The following is a 20,603-nucleotide window of genomic DNA, read 5'->3' on the forward strand; positions in this document are numbered from 1 at the left end:
TTGACGCCCGCACAGGCGCGGTCGCGGGTCTCACAGGCTCAGCTCCGGGTGCAGACGGTCCAGGGTCCACACCTGCTTGCGGTGCGCGGAGAGCGCGGTGAGCGCGAGGGCGCCCGCGGTGAAGGCCGTCAGGACCACGCACGCCTCCCATACGGGGCCGAGTCCGCCGCCGGTGATGAGCCTGCGGAGGGCGTCGACGACGTAACTCATCGGCAAGAAGGGGTGGATCGCGCCGAAGAAGGACGGACTCGTCTGGACGGGGTACGTGCCGCCCGCCGAGGTCAGCTGGAGCATCAGGACCGCGAGGACGAGGATCCGCCCCGCCGCCCCGAAGCGTGCGTTCAGCCACTGCACGATCGCCGCGAAGCAGCACGTCACCAGGCAGAGGAAGCCCACCGTCCCGGCCGCCCGCGCCATCTGCAGACCGAGCCCCCAGTGCAGCACCGACATCAGGGCCGCCGTCTGGAGCACGCCGAGTGCGGCGACCGGCAGCCAGCCCGCGAACGCGATCCGCCAGGCGGAGGCGCCCGCGGCGAGCGCGCGCCGGTTGAGCGGCTGGATCAGCATGTACGCCACCATCGCGCCGACCCACAGGGACAGCGGGATGAAGTACGGGGCGAAGCCCGTGCCGTAGTTGGGCGCCTTGTGCATCGACTGGGAGGCGAGCTGCACCGGGTCGGCCATGACGTCGGTGCGCTGGTCGCGGTCCTTCTTGCCGTAGTCGGGGATCTTCTTGACGCCGTCGTGCAGTCCGCCGGACAGCTTCTCGGAGCCGTCGGCCAGCTTGAACATGCCGCCCTTGAGGTCGCTCGCACCCGTCTGGAGCTTGCCGACGCCCGTGTCGAGGTCCGTGGCGCCGGTCTTGGCGGTGCCGAGGCCGGTGTGCAGCTTCTTGGCGCCCTTGGCGACCTTCCCCGCGCCCGTGTTGAGGTCGTTGATCTGGGCGACGGCCGTGTTCAGGTCCTCGTCGAGGTGCGGCGCGCGTCGGGCCAGGTCCTGCGACTTCTTCTGCAGCGTGGTCAGGTGCCTCTTGAGCTTCTTGACGTCGCTGTTCTGGTCCTTGACCACGGTGTTCATGTCGTCCGCGATGGTCGACACGTTCTCCGCGGCCGTCTTGGCCTCCTTGAGCTTCGGGCAGGCCGGGTCGGGCACCGGGAGGTCCACGCAGCGCTCCGTGTAGAGGCCGCCGATGGTCTCGGAGCCCTTCTTGGCGCCGTCGGCCGCCACGGGGGCGAGCTCGACCCAGGTGTCCAGGTGGTTCTTCAGGGCCTTGGAGGAGTCGGCGACGAGCTGGGCCGTGTCCCCGACGGTCTTGCCGTTGTCCTTCAGGAAGGGCCGCACCTGGTCAGCGGTGCCGTTGACCTTGTCGGCCAGCTTCTGGGTGCCGTCCGAGACCTTCTTCGAACCGTCCTGGAGGTCACTGGCGCCCTTGTCGAGCTTCTTGATGCCCCCGGCCAGGTCGCTGCTGCCGTCCTTGGCGTCGTCCAGGCCGGTCGCGAGCTTCTTGGAGCCCTTCTTGGCCTCGCCGATGCCGCTGTCGAGCTTGTCGGCACCCTTGGCGGCCTTCTCGGTCGCCCCGTGGATGTCGGAGAACGAGATGAAGATCTTGTCGAGGAAGGAGCGCGACGCCTTGGTGGAGGCCGCCGTGCGCACCTCGGAGAAGACCGTCCGGGAGATCTGCCCGACGATGTAGTTGTTGGCGTCGTTCGTACGGACGCGCAGAGCGCCCGTCTCCGGAGAGTCCCCGGAACTCGACGCGACGCGCTTGCTGAAGTCGGACGGCATCGTCAGGGACAGGTAGTACGTCCCGTCCTCGACGCCCTTGCGCGCCTCGGCGGAACTCACCTCGCGCCAGTCGAAGGTCTTGCTGTCCTCGAGGCCGTCGACGATGCCGTCGCCCACCGCGAGCTTCTTGCCCGCGGCCGTCGCTCCCTTGTCGTCGTTGACGAGAGCCACGGGTATGCGGTCGAGACGGCCGTACGGGTCCCAGAACGAGCACAGGTACAGCGCGCCGTACAGCAGGGGCAGCAGCAGGAGCGCGACCAGCGCCATGCGCGGCAGCTTCCCCCTGCCGAAGCGCCTGAGCTCAAGCGCGGCCAGCTTCGGCGAGCGCATCGGCCGTCTCCTTGTCGTCGTCGTTGTCGTCGTTGTCGTCGTCGTTCCGGTCTTGCGACTCGGACTCCGTGGTCTTTCGGTCCGTGGACACGGCGACGGCGTCCTCGGGTGCTTCGTTGCACACGGCGACGACGGTGATGCCGCTCTGTGTGAGGGACCTCAGCAGGGCCCATGCCTCGTCCCGTTCGGCGTCCGACAGCTTGAGGTCGACGTCGTCGACGGCAAGGAGCCCGGGCCGCCCGATCAGGGCCAGGGCCACCGAGAGCCGCAGCGCCTCCAGGCGCTCCAGATCGCGCACGGAGGTCCGCCGTCCCTTGGGCAGCGACTCCATGTCGAGCCCGGCGGCGGTCAGCGCCGTGTCGATCCGCAGCCGTGCCTCGGCGGCCCGCTCGGCACGCGGCCTCAGCAGACCGCGCAGCGAACCGCCGAACCGCCGCTCCAGGAGCGCCCGTTCGCGCAGATGCTCGGCGACGGTCAGCGCCGGATCGAGATCCGTCACGCCGGGCACGGGCCCGAGGGCGCTGATCCGGCGCACCGCCGCGAGCTGCTTGGGCAGCCGGAAGCCCCCGACGGAGGCCTCGCCCTCGGTGGGGCGCATCCGTCCGGTGAGTGCGAGCAGCAGACAGGTCCGGCCCGACCCCGAAGGCCCCTCGACCGCGATCAGCGACCCGGGCTCCGCCTCGACATCGACCTCACGGAACGCCCAGCCCCGTGGCCCCTTGAGCCCGAACCCCCGCGCTGTGACGGCGACTCCCCGTGCCCCGTCGTTCGGCCCGTCCACACTTCCCCCTCGCGTCGTCTCTTGAATCCGAGTCTTTTGAACTGACTGGTCAGTGCAAAAACTAACGCGAACCCGCGATCGGGGCAAAGCCGCAGGTCGGAGCCGATTGTCAGTGGCGTACTACACGATGTGCACATACGGCCACATAGCCGTTACGCGACGACAGGAGGTTCGTCATGGCCAGTACTTCCGCAGCAGCCGCACGTCGGCACCGCCCCGTCGGCCCTGCCCCTTCGAGTTCCGGCCCCGCGACCGACGTCCACCCCGTCCTGCGCCGGGCCACCGCCCCGCCCGCCGCACTCGAACTGCTCGCCCAGGCCCGCGCCGGCATCGACGAGGCCGAGCACCTGGAGACCTCGAACGAGCGCTATGCCATGGCCCACCTCGCGGCCCTGCGCACCGCGGCGGCCGTCCTCGCCGCCCGCGGCCGACCCGAGTTGACCCCGCGGCGCAGGCAGCGGATCCGAAGCGCCTGGGAAGTACTGCCCGAGATAGCCCCCGAACTGACCGAGTGGAGCGCCCTGTTCGCCTCCGGCGCGGCACGCAGGGCCCGCGCGGAGGCGGGCATACAGGGCGCGGCCACCATCCGTGACGCGGATGACCTGCTGCGTGACGTGGCGATGTTCCTGCGCCTCGTCGAGCGGATGCTCGTGCTGCAGCCCGTACTGCCCCAGCCCAGGCAGGAGCTGTCGCAGGAGCCGCCGGACGTGAGCCGCGAGGCGTGAAGAGGGGTGACGGGACAGTCGGCCGAAGGCAATAGGGTGGGAGCGCCCGCACCCTCCTGTCTGCCGCGAGCGCAGACGGAGGGAACCCCCTAGCTCCGCCGCGGACGTGCGGTGGACGCGCCGAGGAGTCAACTGCCGTGTCGGACCCGATGCGCCCCCGCGCTTCTCTCCGTACCGCCGTGGTCTGGGAGGTCCTCAAGGACGCTCTCGATCGCCGGGTCAAGGCCACGGGCCAGGAGTCGCCCTCCCTCGACGTGCTGGACACCGGAGGCGGCAGCGGCAACTTCGCCGTGCCCGTCGCCCGCCTCGGCCACCGCGTCACCGTCGTCGACCCCAGCCCGAACGCCCTCTTCGCGCTGGAGCGCCGGGCCGCCGAGGCGGGCGTCGCCGACCGGGTGCGCGGCGTCCAGGGCGACGTGCACGGCCTCTTCGACGTCGTGGAGCGCTCCGGGTTCGACGCGGTCCTGTGTCACGGCGTCCTGGAGTACGTGGACGACCCCGCCGAGGGCGTCCGCAACGCGGTCGGCGCGCTGCGCCCCTCCGGCACCCTCAGTCTGCTCGCCGCCGGTCTCGGCGGAGCCGTGCTCGCCAGGGCGCTCGCCGGGCACTTCACCGAGGCCAGGCACGCGCTCGGCGACCCGGCAGGACGCTGGGGCGACGCCGACCCCGTGCCCAGGCGCTTCACCGCGGACCAGCTGACCGATCTTGTCGAGGCCGCGGGCGTCAGGGTCGACGCGGTGCACGGAGTGCGGGTCTTCGCCGACCTGGTCCCGGGCGTCCTCGTGGACACCGAACCCGGCGCCCTGGAGGCCCTCCTCAAACTGGAGGCGGCCGCCGCCGAGCTCGCCGCGTTCCACTCGGTGGCCACCCAGTTGCACGTGCTCGGCGAGACCCGGGATGCCTCCGAGGGCTGACGTCCGCCCCGGCTGCCCCGCTGATCAGCAACGCAGCCGCACATGGAGTAGGGCACATACCCCCCGAACGGGCTATGGGCGCCGTATGATCGAGGCAGACCGTCCGGCATGCCGGGCCGGCCGCTGGGGAATGTTTGTTTCAGTGAGCCGGAGCGGCAGGGTGGTCCGGTTTGGCGAAGTTGGCGCAGAGGGGCGGGTTTCACGGGGGCGATTCCCTGCCTATCCTGAAGGGGACCCCCGGTCGCCCCCGGCGACTGCACAATGAGGAGGACTCCGTGCCGCTCTCGGAGCACGAGCAGCGCATGCTCGAGCAGATGGAGCGAGCGCTGTACGCCGAAGATCCCAAGTTCGCGACAGCGCTCGAGGGAAGCGGGCTGCGTACGTACACCCGGCGACGGGTCTACCAAGCGGTCGCGGGCTTCCTTGTGGGAATCGCCCTTCTCATGGCCGGAATGGTCGCCCAGCAGATTTGGGTGAGCGTGGTGGGATTCCTCGTCATGCTGGGATGTGCGGTGCTCGCCGTCACCGGATGGCGCAAAGCGCCCAAGCCGGGCGAACAGCCGGCGGCCGGTACGCCCACGGCACCGGGCAGCGCCCCGTCCCGTCGGCAGACCCGGCAACGGAAGTCGATGATGGACCGGATCGAGCAGCGTTGGCAGCGCCGCCGCGACGAACAGGGCCAGTGAGCTTCTGGATTTTGAGCTTTTAGCTTTCATGTAAGGGGTGACCGCCCGGGCGGTCACCCCTTACATATGTCCTCAAGCCCTACGTATGTCCTCAAGCCCCCGCCGGGAGGGAGCCCGGACTCAGCCCTCCTGCTGCGACGGAGACGACGGCTTCGCGGGCCGCGAAGGCCTTCGCAGCGCCTCCCACCGCGTGGTGATCCGCTCGGACCATCTCGCCTTGAGCGCCGCCCAGCGGTCCGAGAGCGCCCACATCACCCGTACGGCCGAACGCGGGGCGAGCGTCACCCGCAGCCGGGTCGCACGGCCCACGGTCGCCCCGAGGCCGTCGGACACCCGGCGCACGTCGTCGGCCAGACCGGCCGTCGGCTGTGGCCGTGGCGCGTAGAGGACCTGCTCGACCGCAGCGGCCAGGCGATGGGCGGACTCCGCGGGTGCCGCGGCGAGCTGCCCGACCCGGACGATCCGGGCCGCCGCCTTGCGAGGGGTCTGCGACTCGTCCGGCGTGATGCCGTGGTCCCAGGCCGTGTCGGTCACTTCGAGCCAGGCGGCGAGGGTCCGCGCGGCCGCGTCCGCCTCCGTACGGCCGGTGGAGCCCAGCCGTACCGCACGGATCCGCTTGCGCCACAGCATCGGCAGCAAGGGCAGGCCGAGAACCACGAGCGCTCCGAGGACCACGGCAAGGATCATGCCGATCGGTGGTCCGTCGCCGCCCGAGCCGCCCGCGAGCGCCGGGGCCGTGCTCGCGCAGCCGCCCTGCTTCTGCTGGTCGGCCGGGCAGCTCGTGGAGGCCGAAGGCTCGTCGGACGGAGCCGTCGTCGACGACGGCTCGGGCGCCGCCGGATCACTCGCGCCGTCGGACGGGGTGTCCGGGCGCGTGTAGTCCGGCACCGAGCCGCGGTTCGGGGTCGGCTCGAAGCGGGTCCAGCCCACACCCTCGAAGTACAGCTCGGGCCAGGCGTGCGCGTCCCGCAGGCCGACCGACATCGAACCGTCCCCCTGCGCGGCACCGGGCGTGAAGCCCACCGCGACGCGCGCCGGGATGTTCAGTGTCCGCGCCATCGAGGCCATGGCGAACGAGAAGTGGACGCAGAAGCCCTCCTTCTGCTCCAGGAAGCGCGCTATGGCCGCAGGGCCGCTCCCCGCCCGGACCTGCGTGTTGTACGTGAAGCCGCCCTCCGACGCGAACCAGTCCTGGAGCTTGACGGCCTTCTCGTAGTCGTTCGACGTGCCCTTGGTGATGCGGCGGGCCTCGGACGCCACCACGGACGGCAAGGTGTCGGGGACCTTGGTGAACTCATCGGTGATCTGCTTGGGCGGCTTGGAGGCGCCCGCGAGCTGCTCGGCCGTCGGCTCCACGATGAGGCTCTTGACCTCGTACTGCGCGCCGCGCGTCGTCTGGCCGCGGTCGCCGACCAGGGCGCGGCCCACCGGCTCGTACCGCCAGCGGCCGTCGATCTTCACCTGGCTCGCGGGGTAGGGCATCGGCAGCCAGTTCTGCGCGTAGCTGTCGGCGGCCGAGATGTTGGTCTGGATCTCGGTCCTGCGGACGTCGGGGTAGAGCCCGGGGGGGTCCTCGAAGCGCGACGGCACGTCGTCGATGGACCGGACGGTGGTCTTCCACGTCGTGCCGTCGAACTGGTCGAGGGAGACGATCCGCAGATAGAGGTTGTCGGTCGCCTTGGCGTTCGTCTTGTACGAGATGACCTCGCGGTCGTCCGGTTCGTTCAGGCTGTCCTGGAGCGCGACCAGCGGATTCACCGCGGAGATCGTGCCGCCACCGCCGGAGCCCGAGCCTCCTGCGCCGCCGGAACCGTCGAGGAGCCCGCCGTCCAGGGCGGGCAGCGCGAGGGGCACCACCAGCGCGATGCCAAGGGCGACCGCGCCGATGCGCCGCCCCGTGCGGACCGGCGCGATCGCACCGTTGTCGGTCTCCAGGCCCCCCGAGATCCGGCCGGGCGCACGCGCCGCGCCCCCGAAGACGCGCCCCCACTGGGAGAGCCGGTCCCGGCCCTCGGCGAGGAGCAGCAACAGATACCCGGCGGCCGCGAGCAGGAACCACAGCCACCCCGCCCCGTCCCCGGAGAGTCCCGCGGCGACCGAGTACAGCGCGAGCAGCGGAAGACCCGCGGGCGCCGCGGCACGGAACGTCACCGCGAGGGCGTCCACCGCGAGGCCGATCACCAGGACGCCGCCCACCAGCATCAGCCGGATGCCGTCACTGAGCGGCGCCGGGATCGCGTACTGCCCGACGTCGTTGCCGCCCGACTGCAGCAGCTGCCCGAACTCCCGGAACACGTCGGGGCCCGGCACCACCCCGCCGATCGCCTGCTCACGGGCGAACACCAGGGTGAGCAGAAGGAGCGTCACCAGGGCCTGCGCGCCGACCGTGACCGGCCGGGCGAGCGGGACACGGCGGGTGAGCGCGCCCACGCCGCTCTGCACCGCGAGCAGGATCGCCGCCTGGATGAACCACGTCGCCGGATCGACGAGCGGCAGCAGCGCCCCCGACGCCATCAGCGTGGCCGCCGTGGCACAGAGCGCGAGTCGCGCGCGCCCACTCATGAACATCCCCCTGTTGTCGTGCCTGTGGTCCTGCGGGGCAGACCGTCTGTGGTCCCGCGGGGCGGACCGTCTGTGGTCCTGCCGGACGGGCCGCCGCTCATCCCCAGCCCCCGGTCGTCGTCCCCGCGGCCGGGGCCGGGCCCGTGCTCGCCCGCAGGTGGTCCGCCTGGCGCCAGAGGTCCACCAGGGCGACCCCGGGAGGCACCGCCACGGCCGTCCAGCCTGACTCGCGCAGCATCCGGATCCGCTCGTCGCCGGTGCCCGGGGGAACGCCGCCAGGGCCCTGGGCCCAGGCCGTGCTGTCCAGGACGAAGGCGACCGCGGCGCCGCTGCGCTGCCGCATCTTGGCGGCCACCGTCGCCTGCTCCTCGTCGAGGTCGCCGAGGAAGGCGATGAGGAGGCCTTCGTTGCCCCCGCGCAGCACGTCGTACGCGGGTGAGAGACCCGCGCCGTCCGAGTGGTCGATCACCGCGAGGGTGTCCATCATCAGTCCCGCCGCGTCCGCCGACTCCTGGCTCGCGCCCGCGAAGCCGCCCGAGCCCTCACCGGGCACGGAGTTGCCGGTGTCGGTCAGGAGCCGCACCGAGAAGCCCCGTTCCAGCATGTGCACCAAGGCGGACGCCGTGCCGGAAACCGCCCACTCGAACGCCGAGTCAGGACCCGCGCCCCGGAAGGCGTGCGCCCGGGTGTCCAGGAGCACCGTGCAGCGGGCCCGCTGCGGCTGCTCCTCGCGGCGCACCATGAGCTCTCCGTAGCGAGCCGTGGAGCGCCAGTGGACGCGGCGCAGGTCGTCGCCGTGGCGGTAGCCGCGCGGGATCACGTCGTCCTCGCCCGCGAGGGCGAGCGAACGGTGCCGCCCGTCGCCGTACCCCTTGGCCTCGCCGGTCAGACGCACCGGAGGCAGTGCCTCCACGCGCGGGATGACCGTCAGGGTGTCGTACGTCGAGAAGGAGCGGGTCAGCTCGCACATCCCGAAGGGGTCGGTCAGGCGGAGCTGGAGCGGGCCGAGGGGGTAGCGCCCCCGCAGGTCCGAGCGGACGCGGTAGGACACCTCACGGCGGCCCCCGGCCTCCACCCGGTCGAGCACGAAACGAGGCCGTGGCCCCAGGACGTAGGGCACCCGGTCCTGGAGCATCAGGAGGCCCGTGGGCAGTCGCGAGACGTTGTCCATCCGCAGATGGACACGGGCCTCCGAACTGGCGGGCACGCGCGCGGGGGAGAGCCTGCGGCTGCCCGCGACGCGGTAGCGGGTGCGGTAGAGCACGGTCGCGCACACCAGCGGAAGGACGGCGAGCAGCAGCCCGACCCGGAGCAGATCGCTCTGCCCCAGGACGTACGCGCAGACGGCGGCGGCGATCCCGGCCGCCAGGAACGAACGCCCGCGTGTGGTCAGACCCGCGAGCGCGGTCCGCAGTCCGCCCTTGTCCTCTTCGGCCTGCGCCGGCTGCGGCCCCCCGGCCTCCATCACAGCCTCCGCGCGCCGGGCGGCTGCTGGTTGAAGTAGCCGGTGTTCGGCTGGGCGGCGGCCGGTACGGGTGTGCGCTGGAGGACCTCCTGGATGACCGATTCGGCCGTACGACGGTTCAACTGGGCCTGTGCCGTGGGCAGCAGCCGGTGCGCGAGCACCGCCACGGCGAGGGCCTGCACATCGTCCGGCAGGGCGAACTCCCTGCCGCTGAGCGCGGCGGAGGCCTTGGCCGCCCGCAGCAGATGCAGCGTGGCGCGCGGGGAGGCCCCGAGTCTCAGGTCCGGGTGGTTGCGGGTCGCCCCGACCAGTTCGACGGCGTACCGCCGTACGGAGTCGGCCACGTGGACCGTGCGCACCGCGTCGACGAGCTTCACGATGTCGTGCGCGTGCGCCACCGGCTGGAGATCGTCGAGCGGCGAGACGCCGCCGTGGATGTCCAGCATCTCCAGCTCGGCCTCCGGGCTGGGATAACCGATCGAGACGCGCGCCATGAAGCGGTCGCGCTGCGCCTCGGGCAGGGGATAGGTCCCCTCCATCTCGACGGGGTTCTGCGTCGCCACCACCATGAAGGGGCTCGGCAGTTCATAGGTCTGCCCGTCGATGGTGACCTGGCGCTCCTCCATGGACTCCAGGAGTGCGGACTGCGTCTTCGGCGACGCGCGGTTGATCTCGTCGCCGATCACGATCTGCGCGAAGATCGCGCCGGGCTTGAACTCGAAGTCCCGGCGCTGCTGGTCGAAAATGGACACACCGGTGATGTCCGACGGCAGCAGATCGGGCGTGAACTGGATACGCCGCACCGAGCAGTCGATGGACCGCGCGAGTGCTTTGGCGAGCATGGTCTTTCCCACGCCCGGTACATCTTCGATCAGCAAGTGCCCCTCGGCGAGGAGCACGGTCAGCGAAAGCCGTACGACCTCTGGCTTACCTTCGATCACACCCTCGACCGACCTGCGGACACGCTCCGCTGTGGCGGTCAGATCTGTGAGGCTCGCTCGATCGTCATAGGTCGTCACCCGGCCCTCCTCGGACACGTTCTCCGGGCCGACGCATTTGTGTGCGGCCCGGCCCACCCCGAAACACGGACACCGCGCGTGAATGGTTCAGCGCGATGCCACACACGCATTCTTGTTGGGCATACCGGGTTGTGTCACTCGCCCGTGGATAACTGGCGGCGGTATGTCAGGTCTTACGCCCTTTTGACTGCCGGGCCGATCCGGAAGGCCCGCTCAGGACCCGGTCACGCAGGGTCGATCTCCCGCAGCAGCCCCGTGGTCACATCGAAGACGAATCCCCGCACATCGTCGGTGTGCAGAAGGAACGGCGAGGTCCGCACACGCTGCATCGACTGCCGTACGTCCTGATCGACGTCGCGGAAGGCCTCCACCGCCCAGGCGGGCCGCTGGCCGACCTCGAGCTCGAGCTCGTGCCGGAACTCCTCGGTGAGGCTCTCCAGACCGCAGCTCGTGTGGTGGATCAGAACGACGCTCTTCGTGCCGAGCGCGCGCTGGCTGATCGTCAGGGAGCGCATGACGTCGTCGGTGACCACGCCGCCCGCGTTGCGGATGGTGTGGCAGTCACCCAGTTCGAGACCGAGCGCGTCGTGCAGGTCGATGCGGGCGTCCATGCAGGAGACGACGGCCACGCCCAGGACGGGGCGTGCGTCCATGCCCGGGTCGGTGAAGCCCGAGGCGTACCGGTGGTTGGCTTCGACGAGGCGGTCCGTGACGGTGCCGTCGGCGGGTATGCCGCCGATCGGCTCCGCGGGGGAGTTGCCCGTAGGGGATGCGGAAGTCGACATGGCTATGACGGTAGTCGGCACTGATCGCCGGGGCCCGCTGTGAGAAGGGACAAAGAACGTCAATGAGTCTTGTTGTGAGCTAACCCACAGGAGTGCACCAGCTACCCCCGAACGGGTGACGGAGCGGGATGTGCGGCTCCTTCGACGACCCGTCCGCGACGCGCAGGCCAGTTGATTGACCGGGCGACAGGGTGGACTAAAGTGACGCGAAGTGGGAGGGCCGTGACCTGCTCCCCGCTGGACTGTTCACCCGGGGATTGCCTGAATCCCCCCGCGTACGCGGCGCGTACGTACGGCTCGGCCTCCTCCCGCTCCCGGTCGGCTGACGCCACTTCCCCGGCGCCAGCAGGCCATTGACCTTCCCGAGCGGGCGGGGACCCGGCCGTGCGCACGTCTCGCCGCGCCGGACCTGAGAGGGCCCTTTGAGCCACACCCGACATGTCCCGGTGATGCTCCAGCGATGCCTGGACCTGTTGGCCCCCGCGCTCGCCCAGCCGGGTGCGGTCGTCGTCGACTGCACGCTCGGACTCGGCGGCCACAGCGAGGCCCTGCTTTCCACCTTCCCGTCGGCCCGCCTGATCGGCCTCGACCGCGACAAGGAGGCGCTGCGGCTCTCCGGGGAGCGGCTCGCCCCCTTCGGCGACCGGGCCGAACTGGTGCACGCGGTCTACGACGAGCTCCCCGAGGTACTCGACCGGCTCGGCATCGCCAAGGTCCAGGGCGTCCTCTTCGACCTCGGTGTCTCCTCCATGCAACTCGACGAGGCGGACCGGGGCTTCGCCTACGCGCAGGACGCGCCCCTCGACATGCGCATGGACCAGACGACCGGAGTCAGCGCCGCCGAGGTCCTCAACACGTACGCACCGGGCGAACTGGTGCGGATCCTGCGCCAGTACGGCGAGGAGAAGCAGGCCAAGCGGATCGTGGGCGCCGTCGTGCGCGAGCGCGACAAGGAGCCGTTCAGCAACAGCGCGCGGCTCGTCGAGCTGATCCGCGACTCCCTGCCGCAGGCCGCCAAGCGCACCGGCGGCAACCCCGCCAAGCGCACCTTCCAGGCCCTGCGCATCGAGGTCAACGGCGAACTGAGCGTCCTGGAGGCGGCCATCCCGGCGGCGGTGAAGACGCTCGCCGTCGACGGCCGCATCGCCGTCCTCTCGTACCACTCGCTCGAGGACCGCCTGGTCAAGCAGGTGTTCGCGGCAGGCGCCGCGACGACCGCGCCGCCCGGCCTGCCCGTTGTCCCCGAGCGCTACCAGCCCCGGCTCAAGCTGCTCACGCGCGGCGCCGAACTGCCCACCGAGGAAGAGATCGCCGAGAACCGCAGGGCGGCACCGGCACGGCTGCGGGGTGCGATGCGCATCCGCGAGGAGGCTCTGTGACACGAGCCCGCCAGGAGCACCCGTGAACGGCGTCCCCCAGGAGGCCCCATGAGCAAGAAGCCTCAGTTGCGCGGAAGGGCCGCCCGGCTCGCGCGGCTCCTTCCGTCGGGGCCGAGCCAGGCCGCGCGCACGCCTTTCGTGCTGCTCGTCGTGCTGCTGCTCGGCGGCGGTCTGATCGGCCTCCTCATCCTGAACTCCTCGCTCAACGAAGGTTCGTTCCAGCTGAGCGAGCTCAAGAAGGAGACGACGGAGCTCACCGACCAGGAGCAGGAGCTCCAGCGGGACGTGGACGCCTACGCCGCCCCTGACGCCCTCCAGCGCCGCGCCCGTGAGCTCGGCATGGTGCCGGGCGGCGACCCGGCCTTCCTGAACCCGGACGGCACCGTGCGCGGCGTCCCCGGCGCCGCCGAGCAGACCTCCGCGCTGCGGCCCGATCCGCGCCCGCAGGAGGTGGCGTCCCCGGCGCCCTCGGTCTCGCTCCCGGCGCCGCCCACACCGTCGCCCTCGCCGCCCCAGGCACCCCCGGCCCCCTCGGACGCCCCGCCCGTGCCCACCCCCTCCGCGAAGCCCGGCCCCACGACCTCCGGCAGGTGACGTAAGTGACGGACCGCCAACCCCCGCGACGCAGGGTCCCGGGTCCCGCGCGGCCTTCGCGCCCCGCCCGCCCCGGCGAACAGCGCCGCCCGGGATCAGGAGCCCGCCCCGCCGCCCGCCGCCCGCGCCCCGCCGCCAAGGCCCGCACCATCCGGCTCGGCAGCCCGCGACCCCGCCTGCGCATGGTGAGCCTCGGCCTGACCCTGGTGATGCTGGCCTTCGTCGTACGCCTCCTCCAGGTGCAGGCGGTCGACGCGAGCGTCTACACCACCAAGGCCGAGAAGAACCGCTACTTCAGCCACGTCCTGACCGCCGAGCGCGGCGGCATCACCGACCGCAGCGGCGTCGAGCTCGCCGCCAGCGTGGACGCGTACGACATCACGGCCGACCCCACGATGTTCACGGCGAAGGAGATGGGCATCAAGGACGGGCCCGAACAGGCCGCAGCCCTCCTCGCCCCGATCCTCGACAAGGACGTCGACCGGCTCACCGAGCAGCTCAAGACCCCCAAGACGCGCTACGTCCTGCTCGCCCGCCGGCAGACCCCGCAGGTCTGGAAGCAGATCAAGGACCTGCGCGGCGCGCTCGACGACAAGGCGAGCACCGACAAGAAGAGCGCCAACGTCCTCGCGGGCGTCTTCCAGGACCCCAGCAGCAAGCGCGTGTACCCGAACGACAGCCTGGGCGCCGGGATACTGGGCTGGGTCAACGCCGAGGGAAAGGGCGCGGGCGGCGTGGAGCAGCAGCTCAACAAGGAGCTCTCGGGCAAGGACGGCAAGATCAGGTACGCCCAGTCCGGCGGCCACCAGGTGCCGACCGCGGGCAGCACGGAGACGCCCGCCGTGCCCGGCTCGGATGTCGAGCTCACCATCGACCGCGACATCCAGTGGGCCGCGCAGAACGCCATCACCGAGCAGGTCAAGAAGTCCGAGGCGGACCGCGGCTACGTGATAGTGCAGGACAACAAGACCGGCGAGATCCTCGCGATGGCCAACTCCCCGGGCTTCGATCCGAACGACCTCTCGCAGGCCGACGGCACGGCCCTCGGCAACGCCTCGCTCCAGGACGCCTTCGAACCGGGCTCGACCGCCAAGGTCATGTCCATGGCGGCCGTCCTGGAGGAGAACGCGGCCACGCCCGGCACCCACGTCACGGTCCCCAACCGGCTGCACCGCGGGGATCGGCTCTTCAAGGACGACATCGACCACCCGACCTGGCACCTCACGCTCAGCGGCGTGCTCGCCAAGTCCAGCAACATCGGCACGATCCTGGCCACCGGCGAGCTGGGCAAGACCCAGCGCGATGCCAACAAGTCGCTCTACTCGTATCTGCGGAAGTTCGGCATCGGCAGGGAGACCGGGCTCGGCTTCCCCGGCGAGACGTCCGGCATCCTCGCGGCGGCCGACAAATGGTCCACTTCGCAGCAGTACACGGTCCCGTTCGGCCAGGGCTTCTCGATCAACGCGATGCAGGCGGCCTCCGTCTACTCGACCATCGCCAACGACGGCGTGCGCGTCGAGCCCACGCTGGTGCGCGGCATAAAGGGCCCCGACGGCCGCTTCACGCCCGCGCAGAAGCCCAAGAGGACCCGCGTGGTGAGCGAGAAGACCGCCAAGACGGTGTCGCACATGCTCGAGTCCGTCGTCGACGACGAAGAGGGCACGGGCACCAAGGCCCGCATCCCCGGCTACCGGGTCGCGGGCAAGACGGGTACGGCCAACCGGGTCGACCCCGAGACCGGCAAGTACAAGGGCTACACCTCGTCGTTCGCCGGGTTCGCGCCCGCCGACAAGCCGCGCGTCACCGTCTACTGCGCGATTCAGAACGCCACCAAGGGAAGCTACTTCGGCGGCCAGATCTGCGGTCCCATCTACAAGGAAGTCATGCAGTTCGCCCTCAAGACGCTCCAGGTCCCGCCCACAGGCAAAAGCGCGGCCCGGCTCCCCGTCACCTTCGAACCCTGAGCCCCACCAGGACACACCCGTGACAACGATCACTCCGCAGCCGGGGAACCAGCCCCCGCCACACCGCCCGCTTCGCTCTGAGGAGGGTGAGCCCGGTACGCTCACCGCCGTGCCACACCCTGATCAGTCCCAAACCACCCAGAAGGGCGTTCCTGTGACATATCCGGGACCGCCGCGGCCGGTCCAGGTCTCCGCGACGCCGCTCGCCAGGATCGCCGACCAGCTGGGCGTCGCCGCCCCGGGCACGGGGGAGGTCAGCGGCATCACGCACGACTCCCGAGCGGTCCGCCCCGGCGACATCTACGCCGCGCTGCCCGGCGCCCGGCTGCACGGCGCCGACTTCGTCGCCCAGGCCGCCGACCTCGGCGCCACCGCGATCCTCACCGATCCGACGGGCGCCGAGCGCGCGGCCGTCACGGACCTGCCGGTCCTGGTCGTCCCCGACCCGCGCGGCTCCATGGGAGAGCTCGCGGCCACGGTGTACGGCCATCCGGGGCGCGATCTGCTCCAGATCGGCATCACCGGTACGTCCGGCAAGACCACGACGGCCTATCTCGTCGAGGGCGGCTTCAAGGGCGTCCGGTCGACCGGTCTCATCGGCACGGTCGAGATGCGCATCGGCGACGAGCGGATCAAGTCGGAACGTACGACCCCTGAAGCGACCGACCTCCAGGCGCTGTTCGCGGTGATGCGCGAGCGCGGCGTCGAGGCCGTCGTCATGGAGGTCTCCAGTCACGCCCTCGTGCTCGGCCGGGTGGACGGCTGCGTCTTCGACGTCGCCGTCTTCAACAACCTCAGCCCGGAGCACATGGAGTTCCACTCCGACATGGAGGACTACTTCCAGGCCAAGGCGCAGCTGTTCAGCAAAGAGCGCTCACGGCTCGGAGTGGTCAACTTCGACGACGAATACGGGCGCAGACTCATCACCGAGTCCGAGGTCCCCGTCACCACCTTCTCGGCGGAGGGCCACCCCGACGCCGACTGGCGGGCGGAGGACGTCGAGGTCATGCCGTTCGACTCCACGTTCGTCGCGGTCGGGCCGAAGGGGGAGCGGATCACCGCACGGTCCCCCCTCGCCGGTCCTTTCAACGTCGCCAACACGCTCGCCGCGATCGTCTCGCTCGCCGTCGCCGGGATCGACCCGCAGCAGGCCGCGGACGGAGTCGCCGCGGTGCCGGGCGTTCCGGGCCGCCTGGAGCGCATCGATGCGGGCCAGCCCTACCTCGCGGTCGTCGACTACGCGCACAAGACGGACGCCGTCGAATCGGTCCTGCGCGCCCTGCGCAAGGTCACCGAGAACAAACTGCACATCGTCCTCGGCTGCGGCGGCGACCGGGACAAGACCAAACGGATGCCGATGGGCGCCGCGGCGGCCCGCCTCGCCGACACCGCCGTACTGACCGCCGACAACCCCCGCGGTGAGGACCCCCTCGCGATCCTCGCCACGATGCTCGCGGGCGCCGCCGACGTGCCGGCCCACGAGCGCGGCGACGTCGCCGTCTTCGAGGACCGTGCCACCGCCATCCGCGCGGCCGTCGCACGGGCCGAGCCCGGCGACACGGTGCTCGTCGCGGGCAAGGGACACGAGCAGGGACAGGACATCGCCGGGGTGGTACGTCCCTTCGACGACCGCCAGGTACTTCGCGAAGCTATCCAGCAAACCCAGGGATGAATCTGTGATCGCCCTCTCCCTCGCCGAGATCGCCACTGTCGTCGGCGGGCAGACCTACGACATACCGGATCCGTCCGTCCAGGTCACCGGACCGGTCGTCAGGGACTCCCGTGAAGTGGAGCCCGGCAGCCTCTTCGTCGCCTTCGTCGGCGAGCGCGTCGACGGCCACGACTACGCCTCCGCGGTGGTCGAGGCGGGCGCCGCCGCCGTCCTCGCCGCGCGCCCCGTCGGCGTACCCGCCATCGTCGTCGACGACGTGCAGGCAGCCATCGGCGCCCTGGCGCGGCACGTCGTGGAGCGCCTGGGCGCCACGCTCGTCGCACTCACGGGATCCGTCGGCAAGACCAGCTCCAAGGACCTGCTCGCCCAGGTCCTGCGGAGCAAGGCGCCCACGGTCTTCACGCCCGGCTCGCTCAACAACGAGATCGGCCTGCCGCTCACCGCCCTCAGCGCCACCGACGAGACGCGGTTCCTCGTCCTGGAGATGGGCGCGCGCAGCATTGGCCACATCCGCTACCTCACCGGCCTCACCCCGCCGAAGATCGGCCTCGTGCTCAACGTCGGCACCGCCCACATCGGCGAGTTCGGCGGACGCGAGCAGATCGCAGTGGCGAAGGGTGAACTCGTCGAGAGCCTGCCCGCCGACGGCACCGCCGTCCTCAACGCCGACGATCCCCTCGTCCGCGCCATGGCTTCGCGTACGAAGGCGCGCGTCCTGCTCTTCGGAGAGTCCGCCGACGCCGACGTACGTGCCGAGAATGTCCGGCTCATGGAGAACGGACAGCCTGCCTTTAGGTTGCACACACCCTCCGGGTGCAGCGACGTGACCTTGCGGCTGTACGGTGAGCACCACGTGTCGAACGCGCTTGCCGCGGCCGCCGTCGCCCATGAGCTGGGCATGTCCGCAGACGAGATCGCCCGCGCGCTCTCCGAGGCGGGCACGCTGTCCCGCTGGCGGATGGAGGTCACCGAGCGCCCGGACGGTGTGACGGTCGTCAACGACGCCTACAACGCGAACCCCGAGTCCATGCGAGCCGCCCTGCGCGCGCTCGCGGCCATGGCCAAGGGACGTCGTACGTGGGCGGTGCTCGGTCATATGGCCGAGCTCGGTGACGAGGGGCTCGCCGAACACGACGCGGTCGGACGGCTCGCTGTCCGGCTGAACGTGAGCAAGCTCGTGGCAGTCGGGGGCAGGGAAGCTGCCTGGCTCCAACTGGGCGCATACAACGAGGGTTCGTGGGGTGAGGAGTCGGTGCACGTGTCCGACGCACAGGCGGCGATCGACCTGCTGCGCAGCGAGCTGCGCCCGGGAGACGTCGTGCTGGTGAAGGCTTCCAGATCGGTCGGTCTCGAGCGGGTCGCCACGGCGCTGCTCGATGACGCCGCGTCATCCGAGGGGCAGGTCGCCGGCCGATGAGGCAAATCCTCTTCGCGGGTGTGATCGGGCTCTTCCTGACCCTGGTCGGAACCCCGCTCCTCATCAAGTTCCTGGCCCGCAAGGGCTATGGACAGTTCATCCGGGACGACGGCCCGCGCGAGCACCACAGCAAGCGCGGTACGCCGACCATGGGTGGTATCGCCTTCATCCTGGCCACGCTCATCGCGTACTTCCTCACGAAGATCATCACGGGGACGGAGACCACGCTCTCCGGCCTTCTGGTGCTCTTCCTGATGGGAGGCATGGGCCTCGTCGGCTTCCTCGACGACTACATCAAGATCGTCAAGCAGCGCTCGCTCGGCCTGCGCGCCAAGGCGAAGATGGCGGGTCAGCTGATCGTCGGCATCGGCTTCGCCGTGCTCGCGCTGAACTGGCCCGACAACCGCAACCAGACCCCGGCCTCCACCAAGCTGTCGTTCGTCACGGACTTCGGCTGGTCGATCGGCCCGGTGCTCTTCGTGGTCTGGGCGCTGTTCATGATCCTCGCGATGTCGAACGGCGTGAACCTCACGGACGGCCTCGACGGCCTCGCCACGGGCGCCTCGGTGATGGTCTTCGGCGCCTACACCTTCATCGGTGTCTGGCAGTACCAGGAGTCCTGCGCCAACGCGGTCACGCTGACCAACCCGCAGGCGTGTTTCGAGGTCAGAGACCCACTCGACCTGGCCGTGGTGGCCTCCGCGCTGATGGGTGCCTGCTTCGGCTTCCTGTGGTGGAACACCTCGCCCGCCAAGATCTTCATGGGCGACACCGGCTCGCTCGCCCTCGGCGGCGCGCTCGCCGGACTCGCGATCTGCTCGCGCACGGAGATGCTCATCGCGCTCCTCGGCGGCCTGTTCGTCCTGATCACCATGTCCGTCGTGATCCAGGTGGGCTCCTTCAAGATGACCGGCAAGCGGGTCTTCAAGATGGCGCCACTGCAGCACCACTTCGAACTCAAGGGGTGGTCCGAAGTCCTTGTGGTGGTCCGCTTCTGGATCATCCAGGGCATGTGCGTGATCGTCGGACTCGGCCTCTTCTACGCAGGATGGGCAGCCAAGAAGTAATGACTTGGGCAGGCAAGAACGTCACTGTCGCGGGGCTCGGTGTCTCGGGCATCCCGGCGGCCCGCGTGCTGCACGGCCTGGGCGCCGTCGTCACCGTCGTGAACGAGGGCGACGACGAGCGCTCCCGCACCCAGGCCGCCGAACTCGAGGCCCTGGGCGTCACCGTCCGCCTCGGTGACGGTGACACCCTGCCCGAAGGCACCGAACTCGTCGTCACGACCCCCGGCTGGAAGCCCGGCAAGCCGCTCTTCGCGGCCGCCGCGGCGGCGGGTGTCGAGGTGTGGGGCGACGTCGAGCTCGCCTGGCGCCTGCGCGGCCCCGACGCGGCTCCGTGGCTCGCGGTCACCGGCACGAACGGCAAGACCACGACCGTACGGATGCTGGCCTCGATCCTGGAGGCGGCGGGCCTGCGCACCGCGGCCGTCGGCAACATCGGGGTCTCGCTCCTCGACGTCGTCACCGGCGACGAGACGTACGACGTACTGGCCGTCGAGCTCTCCAGCTACCAGCTGCACTGGGCGCCCTCGCTGCGCGCCCACTCCGCGGCCGTCCTGAACCTCGCGCCCGACCACCTGGACTGGCACGGCTCCATGGAGGCGTACGCCGCCGACAAGGGCCGCGTCTACGAGGGCAATCAGATCGCCTGCGTCTACAACCTCGACGCCACCGACAAACCCTCCACCGAGGACCTCGTCCGCGAGGCCGACGTCGAAGAGGGCTGTCGTGCCATCGGTTTCACGCTGAATGCGCCCGCGCCCTCGCAACTGGGCGTCGTGGACGGCATTCTGGTCGACCGTGCCTTCGTGCCGGACCGTCAGAAGCAGGCCCAGGAGCTCGCCGAGATCTCCGACGTACGCCCGCCCGCGCCGCACAACATCGCCAACGCCCTGGCCGCGGCGGCGCTCGCGCGCGCCTACGGCGTACCGGCGACAGCCGTCCGCGACGGTCTGCGTGCCTTCAGGCCGGACGCCCACCGCATCGAACACGTCGCCGACGTGGCCGATGTGGCGTACGTCGACGACTCCAAGGCCACCAACACCCACGCGGCGGAAGCCTCGTTGGCGGCCTACGAATCGATCGTCTGGATCGCGGGCGGACTCGCCAAGGGCGCCACCTTCGACGAGCTCGTCGCCAAGTCGGCGAAGCGGCTTCGGGGCGTCGTCCTGATCGGCGCCGACCGCGCGCTGATCCGCGAAGCCCTCGCGCGACACGCGCCCGAGGTCCCGGTCGTCGACCTCGACCGGACCGACACTGGGGCGATGTCCGAGGCGGTACGACAGGCGGCACGGCTCGCCGAGCCGGGGGACACCGTACTGATGGCTCCGGCCTGTGCGTCGATGGACATGTTCACCAACTACAACAAGCGTGGTGACGCGTTCGCGGACGCGGTCCGCGAACTCGGCGCGAGCGCCTGACGCGGGCCTCTGCGGTCCGGGGGCGCCCGGCACCCTTAGGAGG

The 20,603-nt window shown here is 70.7% G+C and carries 16 protein-coding genes; 10 read left to right on the forward strand and 6 right to left on the reverse strand.

Translation table 11 applies throughout. The annotated features are described in order from the left end of the window. Positions 1–30 precede the first annotated feature (30 nt). Positions 31–2,115 carry a YhgE/Pip family protein gene (locus tag ACFVXC_RS27345; RefSeq protein ID WP_389909935.1) on the reverse strand — a complete coding sequence of 695 codons (2,085 nt, stop codon included), beginning with the start codon at positions 2,113–2,115 and terminating at the stop codon, positions 31–33. Next, positions 2,087–2,896, reverse strand: a complete 810-nt coding sequence (locus ACFVXC_RS27350) for an ATP-binding cassette domain-containing protein (RefSeq protein ID WP_389909938.1) — start codon at positions 2,894–2,896, stop codon at positions 2,087–2,089. Before ACFVXC_RS27350 ends, ACFVXC_RS27345 begins: the two co-directional genes overlap by 29 nt. A 176-nt stretch (positions 2,897–3,072) precedes the next feature. Here ACFVXC_RS27350 and ACFVXC_RS27355 point away from each other — a divergent pair, with 176 nt between their 5' ends. The 3 genes from ACFVXC_RS27355 to ACFVXC_RS27365 all read left to right on the forward strand — a co-directional run bounded on the left by ACFVXC_RS27355 (position 3,073) and on the right by ACFVXC_RS27365 (position 5,221). Further along, a complete protein-coding gene (locus ACFVXC_RS27355) occupies positions 3,073–3,621 on the forward strand; it encodes an SAV_6107 family HEPN domain-containing protein (RefSeq protein WP_389909940.1) in 549 nt (182 codons plus the stop codon). Between the two features lie 137 nt (positions 3,622–3,758). Then, the gene (locus ACFVXC_RS27360; protein ID WP_389909943.1) at positions 3,759–4,535 is read left to right on the forward strand and encodes a methyltransferase; all 777 of its coding nucleotides are present in this window, start codon (positions 3,759–3,761) and stop codon (positions 4,533–4,535) included. A gap of 275 nt (positions 4,536–4,810) precedes the next feature. Further along, positions 4,811–5,221 carry a DUF3040 domain-containing protein gene (locus ACFVXC_RS27365; protein ID WP_389909947.1) on the forward strand — a complete coding sequence of 137 codons (411 nt, stop codon included), beginning with the start codon at positions 4,811–4,813 and terminating at the stop codon, positions 5,219–5,221. Positions 5,222–5,341: 120 nt separating this feature from the next. Here ACFVXC_RS27365 and ACFVXC_RS27370 read toward each other — a convergent pair whose 3' ends face one another. The 4 genes from ACFVXC_RS27370 to ACFVXC_RS27385 form a co-directional block, all read right to left on the reverse strand. After that, a complete protein-coding gene (locus ACFVXC_RS27370; RefSeq protein WP_389909949.1) occupies positions 5,342–7,783 on the reverse strand; it encodes a DUF3488 and DUF4129 domain-containing transglutaminase family protein in 2,442 nt (813 codons plus the stop codon). Positions 7,784–7,880: 97 nt separating this feature from the next. Further along, entirely contained in the window at positions 7,881–9,248 is a 1,368-nt protein-coding gene (locus tag ACFVXC_RS27375) for a DUF58 domain-containing protein (protein ID WP_389909952.1), read from the reverse strand. Further along, positions 9,248–10,267 carry an AAA family ATPase gene (locus ACFVXC_RS27380; protein WP_389909955.1) on the reverse strand — a complete coding sequence of 340 codons (1,020 nt, stop codon included), beginning with the start codon at positions 10,265–10,267 and terminating at the stop codon, positions 9,248–9,250. Before ACFVXC_RS27380 ends, ACFVXC_RS27375 begins: the two co-directional genes overlap by 1 nt. Before the next feature lie 224 nt (positions 10,268–10,491). After that, entirely contained in the window at positions 10,492–11,115 is a 624-nt protein-coding gene (locus tag ACFVXC_RS27385; RefSeq protein ID WP_389909958.1) for a beta-class carbonic anhydrase, read from the reverse strand. A 359-nt stretch (positions 11,116–11,474) separates the two neighbouring features. Between ACFVXC_RS27385 and rsmH the strand changes: the two genes are divergently transcribed. Genes rsmH through murD form a run of 7 tightly spaced genes read left to right on the forward strand, consistent with a single transcriptional unit; the run spans position 11,475 to position 20,560 of the window. Beyond that, positions 11,475–12,431 (forward strand): 16S rRNA (cytosine(1402)-N(4))-methyltransferase RsmH, encoded by a 957-nt coding sequence (rsmH, locus tag ACFVXC_RS27390; protein ID WP_389909961.1) that lies wholly within the window; start codon positions 11,475–11,477, stop codon positions 12,429–12,431. 48 nt (positions 12,432–12,479) lie between these two features. Beyond that, positions 12,480–13,025 (forward strand): hypothetical protein, encoded by a 546-nt coding sequence (locus tag ACFVXC_RS27395; RefSeq protein WP_389909964.1) that lies wholly within the window; start codon positions 12,480–12,482, stop codon positions 13,023–13,025. Positions 13,026–13,030: 5 nt separating this feature from the next. Further along, positions 13,031–14,989: a peptidoglycan D,D-transpeptidase FtsI family protein gene (locus tag ACFVXC_RS27400; RefSeq protein ID WP_389909967.1), complete on the forward strand. Its 1,959-nt coding sequence runs from the start codon at positions 13,031–13,033 to the stop codon at positions 14,987–14,989. Between the two features lie 19 nt (positions 14,990–15,008). Then, a complete protein-coding gene (locus tag ACFVXC_RS27405; RefSeq protein WP_389909969.1) occupies positions 15,009–16,661 on the forward strand; it encodes a UDP-N-acetylmuramoyl-L-alanyl-D-glutamate--2,6-diaminopimelate ligase in 1,653 nt (550 codons plus the stop codon). A 4-nt stretch (positions 16,662–16,665) separates the two neighbouring features. Beyond that, positions 16,666–18,078: a UDP-N-acetylmuramoyl-tripeptide--D-alanyl-D-alanine ligase gene (gene murF / locus ACFVXC_RS27410; RefSeq protein ID WP_389909972.1), complete on the forward strand. Its 1,413-nt coding sequence runs from the start codon at positions 16,666–16,668 to the stop codon at positions 18,076–18,078. Beyond that, positions 18,075–19,145: a phospho-N-acetylmuramoyl-pentapeptide-transferase gene (mraY, locus tag ACFVXC_RS27415; RefSeq protein WP_389909975.1), complete on the forward strand. Its 1,071-nt coding sequence runs from the start codon at positions 18,075–18,077 to the stop codon at positions 19,143–19,145. The genes murF and mraY overlap by 4 nt, the downstream gene beginning before the upstream one ends. Further along, a complete protein-coding gene (murD, locus tag ACFVXC_RS27420; RefSeq protein ID WP_389909978.1) occupies positions 19,145–20,560 on the forward strand; it encodes a UDP-N-acetylmuramoyl-L-alanine--D-glutamate ligase in 1,416 nt (471 codons plus the stop codon). Before mraY ends, murD begins: the two co-directional genes overlap by 1 nt. Positions 20,561–20,603 lie beyond the last annotated feature (43 nt).

Source organism: Streptomyces sp. NPDC058257 (genome assembly GCF_042881845.1).
Lineage (GTDB): Bacteria > Actinomycetota > Actinomycetes > Streptomycetales > Streptomycetaceae > Streptomyces.

Bases quoted from the DNA above. Each gene is read 5' to 3' on its own strand.
- ACFVXC_RS27370 (WP_389909949.1), bottom strand. From the start codon at position 7,783: ATGAGTGGGCGCGCGCGACTCGCGCTCTGTGCCACGGCGGCCACGCTG.
- ACFVXC_RS27395 (WP_389909964.1), top strand. From the start codon at position 12,480: ATGAGCAAGAAGCCTCAGTTGCGCGGAAGGGCCGCCCGGCTCGCGCGG.
- ACFVXC_RS27375 (WP_389909952.1), bottom strand. From the start codon at position 9,248: ATGGAGGCCGGGGGGCCGCAGCCGGCGCAGGCCGAAGAGGACAAGGGC.
- ACFVXC_RS27355 (WP_389909940.1), top strand. From the start codon at position 3,073: ATGGCCAGTACTTCCGCAGCAGCCGCACGTCGGCACCGCCCCGTCGGC.
- murD (WP_389909978.1), top strand. From the start codon at position 19,145: ATGACTTGGGCAGGCAAGAACGTCACTGTCGCGGGGCTCGGTGTCTCG.
- mraY (WP_389909975.1), top strand. From the start codon at position 18,075: ATGAGGCAAATCCTCTTCGCGGGTGTGATCGGGCTCTTCCTGACCCTG.
- ACFVXC_RS27345 (WP_389909935.1), bottom strand. From the start codon at position 2,115: ATGCGCTCGCCGAAGCTGGCCGCGCTTGAGCTCAGGCGCTTCGGCAGG.